Raw genomic sequence first — 11,391 nt, forward strand, 5'->3', positions numbered from 1 at the left:
CCCGCCGGCCGGCGGGCCCGGCGCGCCGGTAGCCGCGGACCGCCCGCCGCAGCCGGCGGGCGCCGTGCCCGGCGAGGTCGCCGCCGCCGAGCAGGTCGTCCCAGCGCCGCAGCGTGGCGAGCGTCACCCGGTCCGCCGGATGACCACGACCGGAACCGTCACCGGCGGGTTCGTCCGGCCCGCGCGGGACGTGGACGCCGAGCGGGCCGGGCTCGTCCGCGACGGGCGTGCGCGGGCCGTGGCGGCGGGGCCGGCGCCCGTCGTCCCGTCCGGGACGGCCGGGCAGCGGCGGCGGTGCGGCGGCGAACGGGCCGGCCGGCGTGCGGCCGCCCGGGTCGCCCGCCCAGCGGTACGCGAGCGTGAGCAGGGCCAGCCGGGCGCGGGATCCGGCCGGGCCGACCGCGGCGGGCACCACGCCCAGCCGGCGGCTGCGGGCGGCGGCCTCGGCGAGCAGCTCGCCCGGCACCCCCAGGACCGCCGCCAGCCAGGCGGACCAGAAGTCGCCGGGAAGCCGCAGCTGACGTTCCCAGCGGGACACCTCGTTGCGGGTGAGCGTGGGCACGCCGGAGGCGGCGCACAGCTCGGCGGCCATCCGCTGCTGACTCCAGCCACGGGCGGCCCGCAACTCGGCCAGCAGCGGCCCGAGCAGGCGCGGGCCGGGCGGCGGGGACGGGATCATCGGAACCTCCGGGGCGACGGCGCGGATGGCGACGCGGACGCCCGGCCAGGTGGTGGCGCCGGCGCGTCGCCGTCGTGGCGACCCCCGCGCGGGCCCCCGGGACCGGCCGTCGGCCGCCCCACCGCGCTGCCGTCTTTCTACCCCCGGGGTACGACGTCGCGCCGGGGCAGGTGTTCGCGGGCTGGGAAGATTCCCGGTGCGGCGTGCCGTCCCGGTTACAGTCGGTCCGTGGCGCTCGGTCTTCCCTCGGTCCTTCCCAATCCCCAGCCGGCCATCGGGGAGCTGATCCGTGACGGCCGTCCCACGTTCTCCTTCGAGTTCTTCCCGCCGAAGACACAGGCCGGGGAGAAACTGCTCTGGCAGGCCATCCGCGAGCTGGAGTCGCTGCGTCCCTCGTTCGTGTCGATCACCTACGGCGCGGGCGGCTCGACGCGCGACACCACGGTGGCGGTGACCGAGCGGATCGCCACCGAGACGACGCTGCTGCCGATGGCGCACCTGACCGCGGTGAACCACTCGGTGGCCGAGCTGCGGCACGTGATCGGCCGGCTGGCCTCGGTCGGGGTGCGCAACGTGCTGGCCGTGCGGGGTGACCCGCCGGGCGACCCGGGCGGCGAGTGGATCGCCCACCCCGAGGGCGTCCGGTACGCCGAGGACCTGGTCCGGCTGGTCCGCGACAGCGGCGACTTCAGCGTCGGCGTGGCCGCGTTCCCGTACAAGCACCCGCGCTCGCCGGACGTGGACAGCGACACCGCGCACTTCGTCCGCAAGTGCCGGGCCGGCGCGGAGTTCGCGATCACCCAGATGTTCTTCGACGCCGACGAGTACCTGCGGCTGCGTGACCGGGTGGCCGCCGCCGGCTGCGACACGCCGATCCTGGCCGGGGTGATGCCGGTGACCCAGATCGGCACCATCGAACGGTCGGTGCAGCTGTCCGGCGCGCCGTTCCCGCCCGCGCTGGCGGAGCGGTTCGAGCGGGTGGCCGACGACCCGGAGGCGGTACGCCGCCTCGGCGTGGAGCAGGCGAGCGAGATGTGCGAGAAGCTGCTCGACGAGGGCGTGCCGGGGATCCACTTCATCACGCTCAACCGGTCCACGGCGACCCGGGAGGTGTGGCAGCGGCTGCGCGCCGCCGCACGGGTGTGACCACCCGCCACACGACACCCGCGCCGTGCTTCTACGGTTGATCCGTGGTGGGCACACAGCTGAACTGGGACCAGTACGCGACCGCGTGGGCGCGGCTGCACGGCGGCTTCGATCCGCGTACCGCCGCGCCGGTGGTGCGCGCCTGGCTGCGCTTCGCCTACCACGTGGGCTACGTGCTGGGCCGGCTGCGCGTCGGCCCGACCCCGGTGACCGTGTTCGGGGTGCTGCTCTGCTTCTGCGTACCCCTGTTCGTGGAGCGGCCCGGCAACGGGCCGTTCCTGGGCGCGTTGTTCGTGCTGCTGGCGGCCGTGGCAGACAGCGTCGACGGCGCGGTGGCGGTGGCCACCGGCCGCACCACCCGCCTGGGCTACGTGTACGACTCGGTGGCCGACCGGCTCGGCGAGGTGGCCTGGCTGGTCGCGTTCTGGCTGCTCGGCGCGCCGGGCGCGCTGGTGGCCGCGGCCGGTGGCCTGTCCTGGCTGCACGAGTACGTGCGGGCGCGGGCGGTGTCGGCCGGGATGCGGGAGATCGGCGCGGTGACGGTGGGGGAGCGCCCGACCCGGGTCTGCGTGGCCCTGGTCGGGCTGCTGGTCGCCGGGCTCACCGGCCTGATCGACGCCGACCTGACCGCCGGCACGATCACCATGGCCACCACGGTCTGGGTGCTGCTCGCCGGGTTCGGCCTCGGCCAGTTGCTCTCCGCCGTCCGCCGCGCCCTGGTCGACGCCGGCTGACCGCCGCGTGCCCGCGCGGCGGTCGGCGACACCTCACCAGGCCGGGCCGACCGCCTCGGCGACGATCTCCGCGGACAGCGTGACCATGGGCAGGCCGCCGCCCGGGTGGCTGGAGCCGCCGACCAGCCAGAGCCCGGCCGCCGGGCCCCGGTTGGCCGGGCGCAGCAGCCCGCCCGCGGTGCCGTAGATCGCCCCGCCCGGCGCGCCGGTGGCCGCGTCCAGGTCGGCCGGGGTACGGATCTCCCGGAACACCAGCCGGTCCCGCACGTCGGCCCCGCGCTCGGCCAGCACGTCGAGGATCCGGTCCGCGTACGCCTCGGCCAGCCCGGGCCGCCGCCAGTCCACAGCACTCGCGGCGGTGCCGTGCCGGGGCGCGTTGACCAGCACGAACCACGCCTCGTGGCCGTCCGGCCGGACCGCCGGGTCGTCGGCGGCGGTGACGAACACGGTCGGGTCGGGCGCCGGGCGGGCCCGCACACCGCGACCCGGGTCACCGAACACGGCGTCGAACTCGGCGTCGTAGTCGCGGGGGAAGAAGACGTTGTGGTGGGCCAGCCCGGAGTCGCCGCGTACGCCCAGCAGCAGCACGAACCCGGCCAGGCTGCGGTCGGTGAGCGCGGCCAGCCGGCGCGGGTCGGGCAGCAGGTCCCGGTAGACGGTGAGCGCGTCCACGTTCGCCACCACCACGTCGGCGGGCACCGGCGCGGCCGTCCCCGCCACGCGTACCCCGTGCACCCGCCCGCCCGCGGCGTCGATCCGGGTCACGGTGGCGCCGGTGCGCACCACCACGCCCAGGTCCAGGCAGCGCGACAGCAGCGCGTCGGCGAGCGTGCCCAGCCCGCCGCGCAGGTACCAGCCGCCGTACGCCAGCTCGGCGTAGGGGACGGCGACGAGCGCGGCCGGGGCGCGGCGCGGGTCGGCGCCGGTGTACGTGGCGTACCGGTCCAGCAGCATCCGCAGCCGCGGGTCGGACAGGTGGCGGCGGCCCAGCCCGCGCAGACTGCGGCCGGGGCCGATGGCGGCCAGGTCGCCCAGCCGCCAGGCCAGCGCGGCCAGGTCGCGGGGCGAGTCGACGGTACGGCGCAGGATGTCCCGGTGCGAGGCCGCCCACACCCGGCCGGCGCGCCGCCACAGCCCCCGCCAGTCGGCGGCGGACCGGTCGCCGAACGCGGTACCGATTCGGGCGGCGAACTCGTCCGGGTCGGCGCAGGAGTCGAGCGTGGGCCCGCCATCGGGGAAGACGTGCCGCACGATCGGGTCCAGCGGGACCAGGTCGAGGTACTCGTCGAGCTTCGCCCCGGTCGCCTCGAACAGGTCGTGGAAGACATGCGGCAGCGTGAACAGGCTCGGACCGGTGTCGAAGTGCCACACCCCCTCCGGGGTGTGGTGGGCGTACCGGCCGAGCTTGCCCCCGACCGTGCCGGCCCGTTCGAGGACGGTGACCTCGTGCCCGGTGACCGCGAGCCGGGCGGCGGCGGCGAGCCCGCCCACCCCGGCGCCGATGACCACGATGCGCGCCATGGCGTGCCCCTCCTAGGTGACCGGGCGACCCCGCCAGGTGAGCCGGTGTCGCTTCCGCAGATGGTACGACCGGACGGTCAGCCAACCGAGGACCACGACCGACACGGGGTGGCCCAGCGCGTCGGGCCACGCCCGCCCGCCGGTGGCGCGGGCGCTGACCACCCGTCCGGCGACGCCGGCCAGGTAGGCCAGGAACGCCACAGCGGCCACCGCCGGCGCGCCCGCGAGCAGCGCCCCGACGGTCAGCAGCGGCGGCACGACGTAGAGCGCGAACAGCAGCGCCAGCACGGCCGCCGCGGCGGTGGGATGCCCGAACGTCGCCCACAGCGACTTGGTGTAGCCGTCGCGCAGCTGCGGCCAGGTGTCGTACATCCGGCAGGACGCCAGCCGGGACCCGTCGGCGAGCGCGATCCGCCCGCCGGCCCGCTTCACCGCCCGGGCCAGCTCGATGTCCTCCAGCACCTTGTCGGCCACCGCCGCGTGCCCGCCGGCCCGCAGGTAGCCGGCCCGGTCCACGACCAGGAACTGCCCGCCCGCCGCGGCCAGCGAGGGCCGCCGCGAGCGTTCCATCGCCCGCAGCGGCAGGAACGTCAGCCACAACCACTGCAACAGCGGCTGCACCAGCCGGTCGGCCGCCGTCCGCACCACGATCCGGGGGTACGGCGACAGCAGCGCCGCGTCAGCCGCGCGCAACTCGGTCACCGCCGCCGCCACCGCGTACGGGGTGAGCACCACGTCGGCGTCGACGAAGGCCAGCACGGCCGGTTCCGGGCCGGTACGGGTGGCGAGCTGCCAGCAGGCGTGCGGCTTGCCCAGCCAGCCGGGCGGCGGGGCGACGCCGGTGAGCAGCGTGACCCGGGGATCGTCACCGGCCACCGCGCGGACCACGTCGGCGGTGCCGTCGGTCGAGCCGTCGTCGAGCACCACGATCCGCAGATCCGGTACGCCGCGCTGGGCCAGCAGCGCGCGCAGGCAGGGGCTGACCCGTTCGGCCTCGTCGCGCAGCGGCAGCAGCACCGCCACCGGCTCGGTCACCTCGGCCGGGCCGGCGGTGGGGCGGCGCAGCCAGGCGTACGCGTTGACGAGCGTGTGCCCGGTGAGCGCGGCGACCACCACGGCCGGCGCGAGGGCGGCGATCATGCCGGGGCGTCGACGCGCGGCGCCGGCTGCGGCGTGCCGGCCCGGTCCTGGCGGGCCCGCCACAGCGTCACCGCGAGCGGCACCGCCGCCACCGCCATCCCGGCCGCGCCCCACAGCGCCGACGCGGGCAGCCGCAGGAACACCGCGTGCGCCAGCACGCTGGAGGCGTACGTCCAGAGGTAGAGCGCGAACATCGGGGCGTCCCGGCCGTCGACCCGGTCCGCCGACGGCCCGGCGAGCGGGCGCAGCGCGACGGCGATCAGCACCGCGAAGCCCAGCCAGCCCAGGTAGTTGCTGACCGGGATGCCGGGCAGCCCGGGCAGCGCCGGGGTGGCGTCGAGCCAGGTCCAGTAGCCCTCGGCCACCATCTGCGGGTCGAGGAACAGGTCCCAGGCGGCCAGCCCGACCGCCGAGAGCGCGATCCGGGCGGCCCGGGAACGGACCAGCCGGACCGCGGTGAGCCAGGCCGGCCAGGCCATCCAGGTCCAGGCGAGCGGGATGATCAGCGGCACCCCGGCCAGCTTCGGGCCCAGCTCGCCCGAGTAGTCGTAGCTGCCGAACGGGAACCCGGTGGCCACACCGATCGCCTCCACCGCGAACCCGCCGCCGGTGACCACCGCGACCAGCGCGACGGCGGTACGGGCGCCCCGGGTGAGCAGCGCGTGGCCGACCGAGAGCAGCCAGCCGAGCACCACGGTGGCCACCGTGAGCCCGGCCCGGGTCGCGCCGCCGGTGAGCGGGTAGCAGATCTGGGCGAGCACCAGCACGGCCAGCAGCGCCCAGGGCAGCCGGGCGCGGACCACCGTGCTCATGACGCGTCCGGCGGGGGCAGCGGCAGGTCCCGGCCGAGCACGCCGAACGGCCGCTCGTCACCGGGGAAGTGGAAGTGGCGCAGGACGTCGACGAAGCCGAACCGGCGGTACAGCCGCCAGGCCCGGGACTTCTCCTCGTCGGCCTCCGGTGTGGACAGCAGCGTGGTGTCGCCCTCGGCCACGGCGAGCAGCGCGCGCAACTGGCGGGCGCCCAGGCCGTGCCCCTGCGCGGGCGGGCGGACGTGCAGCTCGACCACCTCGAACGGGTGGGTCAGCCAGCGCTGCCGGTCCTGCGCGTTCAGCGCCCGGTGCACCTGGTCGTGCCACCACTGCCCGGTGGCGCCCCGGTAGCCGTACCCGAAACCGGCCAGGTGCCCCTCGCTGGTCAGGCTGGCGACGGCGCGGAAGCCGGGCCGGCGGACGTGGGTGGCGATGTAACCGCGGCGGGCCTCCAGCAGGTCGGGCCGGTAGCCCATCGCCTCGCCGTAGACGGCCACCACGTCGTCCAGCCGCCGGACCAGGTCGTCCGGTGTCCACCGCACCAGCCTCATGCGTACCCTCTCGATGTTTCCGGGTCGCCGTCGGCGGCGGCCCAGCCGAGCACCGTACGGTCGCCGACCACGTCGCCCACCGCGAACCGCGCGAACAGTTCCTCCGCGTACCAGCCCTCGGTGGGGGTACGGGTGATCGCGGCGCGGTGCTCCGGGGAACGGTACGCGAACGCGACCAGGTCCGCCGGGTCGCGCCACACGCTCACCGTGCCCTGCCAGCCCAGCGGCGCCTCGCCGACGCCGAAGCGGGCGAGCAGGCCGGGCGCGGTGTGCAGCTCGGCGGCGACCGGCGGGATCGCGCGCCAGAACGTGGCCGCCCGGCGGGCCCGCAGCCGGGCCCGGGTCAGCGCCAGCACCGGCCCGGTGACCCGCCCGCCCGGCGGCGCGCCGAACGGCTCCCGGCCGGACCACCGGCCGCGGCTGGTCAGCGGGCGCAGGTCCACCCGTACCGCGGCGTGGGCGATCCGGGCCCAGGAGCGGGCGACCGGGGAGGCGTCGAAGCCGGCCGCGTCGGCGGGGGAGTCCCAGACCACGAGCGCGGCCCACCGGGTCAGGTCGGCGTCGCCGGGGCCGAAACCGGTGCCGGTCCCGGTGCCGAGCAGCTTGGCGAAGCGCACGCCGGGCAGCCGGCGCAGCCGGGCCGGGTGGGTGGCCATCCGGGCCGGCACACCGGGTACGGCCCGGCGGGGCACACGCCACACGTGCAGCGTGACGAGTCCGGGGTTCACGCCACCTCGGCCGGGGTGCCGGCGGTGATCCGCAGCAGTTCCGCGTACGTGGTGGGGAACACCGCCCGGGGCACGCCGCCGGCCGCCCACACCTCGTCGTACCCGGCCAGTGCGGTGTCGACGACGGTCCGCAGCGGCGCGGGGTGGCCGACCGGGGCGACGCCGCCGATCACCTGCCCGGTGTGCCGCTTGACGAACTCCGGGGTGGCCCGGCGCAGGTGGGTCACGCCCAGCGTGGCGGCCAGCCCCGCGGTGTCCACCCGGTGCGCGCCGGAGGTGAGCACCAGCAGCGGCGCGTCGTCCGCGTCGAAGATCAGCGAGTTGGCGATGGCGCCGACGGCGACGCCGAGCGCCTCGGCCGCCGCGGCCGCGGTGTGCACCGCCTCGGGCAGCAGCCGGACGAGGCTGGCCTCGCCCGATCCGTTCCGCGCGCCCGCGTCGTCGAGCGCGCGCTGCACCGCCTGCACGTTCGGGTGTGGCTGCATGCACCCATTCTTCCCCCACCCCGGTACGGCCCCGCCGGGGGCCGTCGCCCTCCCGTGCGTCCCCGGCGCGTCACACGTTGCGTTTTCGTCGGTGGGGAGGTGTACTGTCAGGGTAGTTAGAACGAGTGTTCGATTCCGGCGCAAAGGGCAAGCGGCTCAGCTCCCCGGCTGGCCCGGCCTGATCCGAGCCGGTCGCGCACCCGTCGAACGCTCCGGAAGCGGTGTTTCGCGGCACCGGCTTCCGGGAGGTGCGGCACCGCGGGCCGCACCGGGTCTCGGACAGTCGCGAGTCCGGGCCCGTCAGGCAGGTCGTCGCCCGCCGCCCACGACCCCCGGGCGGCGGGCGACGGACCCGCCGGCACGCCGGCCGGGTGTGGGTGTGGGGAAGCGTCCACATCCGGCCGGCCGCCACCTGAAAGGGTGCGTCTTCCTCCGCACCGACCGCTCCGGGCGACCGGGCGACGTTCCCCGTCGCGCGACCGCCCGCCCCGGCCACACGCGGAGGAGAGACCCATGCCGACCAGTCCGGCCCAGGCGCCCACGGTGCCCGCGCACGTGCTGCCGCACCGCACCCCCGCCCAGTTGCTCGCGGTGGCCCGCGACGGGCTGGCCGAGGCCGCCCGCACCCGACCCGACGGCCTCAGGTACGCCGCCGCCCACCTCGCGGCGCTGCGCGCCGCCGCCGCCGTGCTCGCCGCCCGGGCCCGCCCCGCACCCACCCGCCGGCACCGGATCACCAGCGTCTGGGTGCTGCTCGCCACGGTCGCCCCCGAGCTGGACGAGTGGGCCGCCTACTTCGCCGCCGGCGCGAGCAAGCGGGCCGCCGCCGAGGCCGGCATCCCCCGCGTGGTCACCGCCCGGGAGGCCGACGACCTGCTGCGCGCCGCCGAGGAGTTCGTGACGGTGGTGGAGACCGCGCTCGGCCTGGCACACCAGCCGGCACTCGACGGCCTGCCCCGCCCGCTGCGGCACGGCGCCTCCGACTCCCCGCCCGCGCCCGGAGCAGCCGCCGCCTGATTCGTGGCGCCCGGCCACCACCGGCGGGACCCCGGGTGGCCGGGCGCCGCACCCACGGCACACGCGTGCCGCGCACGACACGATCCACAGCACCATCCACGGGTGAGGCCCGTGGCGAAACACGACGGGGGGTTGGTCCGATGGCGGGCCGCATGGTGGTCGGTTCCGCCGCCCTGGCCGATCTGGTCCGGCCGGCGAGCGCGCCCGACCCGGCGAGCGGCCACCGGGTGCTTCCCGTGCGGGCCGAGCTGACCGGGCTGCTGCCCAACCGCGGCCTGCGGCGCGGCAGCACCGTCGCGGTCGGCGCCGGCCAGCCCCGCCGCAGCGGTGCCACCTCGCTGATCCTCGCGCTGCTCGCCGAGGCGTCCCGGGCCGGCTCGTGGTGCGCCGTGGTCGGCGTACCCACCTTCGGGGCCGGCGCGGCGGCCGAGGCGGGCATCGCCCTGGACCGGCTGGCCCTGGTGCCCGACCCCGGACCGGAGTGGCCCACAGTGATCGCCGCGCTCATCGACGGGGTCGACGTGGTGGTCACCGCCGTGCCGGCCACCGTCTCCGCCTCGGTCGCCACCCGGCTGGCCGCCCGCGCCCGGCAGCGCGGAAGCGTGCTCGTCCCGTACGGCCGGTGGGACGGCGCGGACGTCACGCTCCAGGTGGTCCGGGGCGTCTGGCAGGGGCTCGGCCCCGGTCGCGGGCGGCTGCGCCGCCGCGAGGTGACCGTCTCGGCCCGGGGCCGGGGCGCCGCCGCCCGTCCCAAGGAGATCAAGGTGTGGCTGCCCGGCGACGAGCTGACCCGGGTTATCCCCCGCTCGGCCGGGCTCGGTGCCCCGTCCGCCGCGCCGTCGCGCCGGCTGCGCGTGGTCGCCCCGCCCGCCCGTACGCTCGCCGCGGCCGGTCCGGCGTGAGCGGCGTACCGCAGCGGACGCTGCTGCTCTGGTGTCCGGACTGGCCGGTCCTCGCCGCCGAGATCGTCGACGGGGTGCCCGCCACCGACCCGGTCGTGGTGCTGCACGCCAACCGGGTGATCGCCTGCTCCGAGCGGGCCCGCGCCGAGGGGATCCGGCGCGGGCTGCGCCGCCGCGAGGCGCAAGGGCGCTGCCCGCACCTGACGGTGGTCGACCACGACCCCGGCCGGGACGTGCGCGCGTTCGAACCGGTGGTGGCCGCCGTGGAGGAGATGGTCGCCGGCGTCGAGGTGATCCGGCCCGGCGCCTGCGCCACGGCGGCCCGGGGGCCGAGCCGCTACCTCGGCGGCGAGGAGGCGGCGGCCGAGCGGATCGTGGAGCACGTCGCGCAGAGCTGCGCGGTGGAGAGCCAGGTCGGCATCGCCGACGGGGTGTTCGCTGCCGGGCTGGCCGCCCGGGAGGGGCGGATCGTGGCCCCCGGCGGCACCCGCGAGTTCCTGGCCGCCCGGCCGGTCGAGGCGCTCGGCCGGCCCGCCCTGGCCGACCTGCTGCGCCGGCTCGGCGTCCGCACCCTCGGCGACTTCGCGGCGCTGCCGGCCGGGGACGTGCTGGCCCGGTTCGGCTTCGACGGGGCGCTGGCGCACCGGCTCGCCGGCGGCCGGGACGACCGCCCGCTCGCGGTCCGGCAGCCACCCGCCGACCTCACCGTCACCGCCGACTACGACGAGCCGGTCGACCGGGTCGACGCCGCCGCGTTCGCCGCCCGCACGCTCGCCGAGCGGCTGCACGAGCGGCTCGCCGGGTACGGGCTGGCCTGCACCCGCCTCGGCATCGAGGCGGTCACCGCGCACGGCCAGGAGCTGCACCGGGTCTGGCGGCACGACGGCCTGCTCACCGCGGCGGCCATCGCCGACCGGGTCCGCTGGCAGCTCGACGGCTGGCTCTCCGGCAGCAACGGCCGGGGCGGGACGCGTCCGGCCCGGCCCACCGCCGGGATCGTCCGGCTGCGACTGGTGCCCGACGGGGTGCTCGCCCAGGCGGGCCTGCAACCCGGACTGTGGGGGGAGACCGGTGAGGAGCGGGAGCGGGCGCACCGTGCGCTGAGCCGGGTACAGGGCATCCTCGGCCCCGAGGCGGTGGTCACCGCGGTGCTCGGCGGCGGGCGTTCCCCGGCCGACCAGGTGCGCCTCGTGCCGTGGGGCGACGAGCGGGTGCCCGCGCGTCCCGGCCCGCCACCCGCCGGAGCACTCCCGGCTCCGGCGCCCGCCTCTGTCGTCGTACCCGCTGGGGGTGGTGCGGGGCGGCGGGCCGGGCGGGGCCGGGCGGTGGCCGAGCCGCCGTGGCCGGGGCGGATTCCGCCACCGTCGCCGGCCGTGGTCCTGCCCGCCCCGCTGCCGGCCGACGTGCGCGACGCGGCCGGGGAGCCGGTCGTGGTGAGCGCCCGGCTGGCGGTCAGCGCGGCGCCGGCCCGGCTCACCGTCGGCGACGGCCGCCCGGCCGAGATCACCGGGTGGGCCGGCCCGTGGCCGGTGGACGAGCGCTGGTGGGCGCCGGCCGAGGCGCGCCGCCGGGCCCGGTTCCAGGTGTGCCTGGCCGACGGCGCCGCCCTGCTGCTCGCGGTCGAGGGCGGGCAGTGGCTGGTGGAGGCGATCTATGACTGAGCGCCGGGAGAGATC

12 protein-coding genes are annotated in these 11,391 nt (G+C 77.6%); 5 read left to right on the top strand and 7 right to left on the bottom strand.

Going from position 1 to position 11,391, the window contains the following annotated elements; genetic code table 11:
* A partial coding sequence (locus V6U82_RS20290) for a helix-turn-helix domain-containing protein (RefSeq protein ID WP_334463485.1) occupies nucleotides 1–679 on the bottom strand: 679 nt, incomplete at its 3' end.
* Nucleotides 680–907: 228 nt separating this feature from the next.
* On the opposite strand from V6U82_RS20290, the gene metF reads away from it, so the two are divergent.
* A complete protein-coding gene (gene metF / locus V6U82_RS20295) occupies nucleotides 908–1,825 on the top strand; it encodes a methylenetetrahydrofolate reductase [NAD(P)H] (RefSeq protein ID WP_121686148.1) in 918 nt (305 codons plus the stop codon).
* Nucleotides 1,826–1,869: 44 nt separating this feature from the next.
* Complete coding sequence (locus V6U82_RS20300) at nucleotides 1,870–2,559, top strand: CDP-alcohol phosphatidyltransferase family protein (protein WP_013287633.1); 690 nt, start codon at nucleotides 1,870–1,872, stop codon at nucleotides 2,557–2,559.
* A gap of 33 nt (nucleotides 2,560–2,592) precedes the next feature.
* On the opposite strand, the gene V6U82_RS20305 is transcribed toward V6U82_RS20300, so the two are convergent.
* From V6U82_RS20305 to V6U82_RS20330, 6 genes are read right to left on the bottom strand one after another with little or no spacing between them, the layout of a single operon-like run.
* The gene (locus V6U82_RS20305) at nucleotides 2,593–4,080 is read right to left on the bottom strand and encodes a phytoene desaturase family protein (RefSeq protein ID WP_334463490.1); all 1,488 of its coding nucleotides are present in this window, start codon (nucleotides 4,078–4,080) and stop codon (nucleotides 2,593–2,595) included.
* 12 nt (nucleotides 4,081–4,092) lie between these two features.
* Nucleotides 4,093–5,220 carry a glycosyltransferase gene (locus V6U82_RS20310; RefSeq protein ID WP_334463493.1) on the bottom strand — a complete coding sequence of 376 codons (1,128 nt, stop codon included), beginning with the start codon at nucleotides 5,218–5,220 and terminating at the stop codon, nucleotides 4,093–4,095.
* Nucleotides 5,217–6,032: a carotenoid biosynthesis protein gene (locus tag V6U82_RS20315; protein WP_334463495.1), complete on the bottom strand. Its 816-nt coding sequence runs from the start codon at nucleotides 6,030–6,032 to the stop codon at nucleotides 5,217–5,219. Before V6U82_RS20315 ends, V6U82_RS20310 begins: the two co-directional genes overlap by 4 nt.
* Nucleotides 6,029–6,583 carry a GNAT family N-acetyltransferase gene (locus V6U82_RS20320; RefSeq protein WP_091420859.1) on the bottom strand — a complete coding sequence of 185 codons (555 nt, stop codon included), beginning with the start codon at nucleotides 6,581–6,583 and terminating at the stop codon, nucleotides 6,029–6,031. Before V6U82_RS20320 ends, V6U82_RS20315 begins: the two co-directional genes overlap by 4 nt.
* A complete protein-coding gene (locus tag V6U82_RS20325) occupies nucleotides 6,580–7,311 on the bottom strand; it encodes a monooxygenase (RefSeq protein ID WP_334463503.1) in 732 nt (243 codons plus the stop codon). The genes V6U82_RS20320 and V6U82_RS20325 overlap by 4 nt, the downstream gene beginning before the upstream one ends.
* Nucleotides 7,308–7,796 (bottom strand): YbaK/EbsC family protein, encoded by a 489-nt coding sequence (locus V6U82_RS20330; protein WP_120568807.1) that lies wholly within the window; start codon nucleotides 7,794–7,796, stop codon nucleotides 7,308–7,310. Before V6U82_RS20330 ends, V6U82_RS20325 begins: the two co-directional genes overlap by 4 nt.
* 513 nt (nucleotides 7,797–8,309) lie before the next feature.
* Here V6U82_RS20330 and V6U82_RS20335 point away from each other — a divergent pair.
* From V6U82_RS20335 to V6U82_RS20345, 3 genes are all read left to right on the top strand, one after another.
* Complete coding sequence (locus V6U82_RS20335) at nucleotides 8,310–8,813, top strand: SAV_6107 family HEPN domain-containing protein (protein ID WP_334463504.1); 504 nt, start codon at nucleotides 8,310–8,312, stop codon at nucleotides 8,811–8,813.
* A 140-nt stretch (nucleotides 8,814–8,953) separates the two neighbouring features.
* Complete coding sequence (locus V6U82_RS20340; RefSeq protein WP_334463506.1) at nucleotides 8,954–9,715, top strand: hypothetical protein; 762 nt, start codon at nucleotides 8,954–8,956, stop codon at nucleotides 9,713–9,715.
* On the top strand, nucleotides 9,712–11,376 hold the full coding sequence (locus V6U82_RS20345) for a DNA polymerase Y family protein (protein WP_334463507.1): 1,665 nt from the start codon (nucleotides 9,712–9,714) through the stop codon (nucleotides 11,374–11,376). Before V6U82_RS20340 ends, V6U82_RS20345 begins: the two co-directional genes overlap by 4 nt.
* Nucleotides 11,377–11,391: the final 15 nt, after the last annotated feature.

The sequence above is a fragment of the Micromonospora sp. CPCC 205554 genome (assembly GCF_036902745.1).
In the GTDB taxonomy this organism is placed as follows: Bacteria; Actinomycetota; Actinomycetes; order Mycobacteriales; family Micromonosporaceae; genus Micromonospora; species Micromonospora tulbaghiae.

What these genes read in the sequence shown, in the direction of transcription:
- V6U82_RS20305 (WP_334463490.1), bottom strand. Translation starts at nt 4,080, where the DNA reads ATGGCGCGCATCGTGGTCATCGGCGCCGGGGTGGGCGGGCTCGCCGCC.
- V6U82_RS20310 (WP_334463493.1), bottom strand. Translation starts at nt 5,220, where the DNA reads ATGATCGCCGCCCTCGCGCCGGCCGTGGTGGTCGCCGCGCTCACCGGG.
- V6U82_RS20315 (WP_334463495.1), bottom strand. Translation starts at nt 6,032, where the DNA reads ATGAGCACGGTGGTCCGCGCCCGGCTGCCCTGGGCGCTGCTGGCCGTG.
- V6U82_RS20320 (WP_091420859.1), bottom strand. Translation starts at nt 6,583, where the DNA reads ATGAGGCTGGTGCGGTGGACACCGGACGACCTGGTCCGGCGGCTGGAC.
- V6U82_RS20330 (WP_120568807.1), bottom strand. Translation starts at nt 7,796, where the DNA reads ATGCAGCCACACCCGAACGTGCAGGCGGTGCAGCGCGCGCTCGACGAC.
- V6U82_RS20335 (WP_334463504.1), top strand. Translation starts at nt 8,310, where the DNA reads ATGCCGACCAGTCCGGCCCAGGCGCCCACGGTGCCCGCGCACGTGCTG.
- V6U82_RS20340 (WP_334463506.1), top strand. Translation starts at nt 8,954, where the DNA reads ATGGCGGGCCGCATGGTGGTCGGTTCCGCCGCCCTGGCCGATCTGGTC.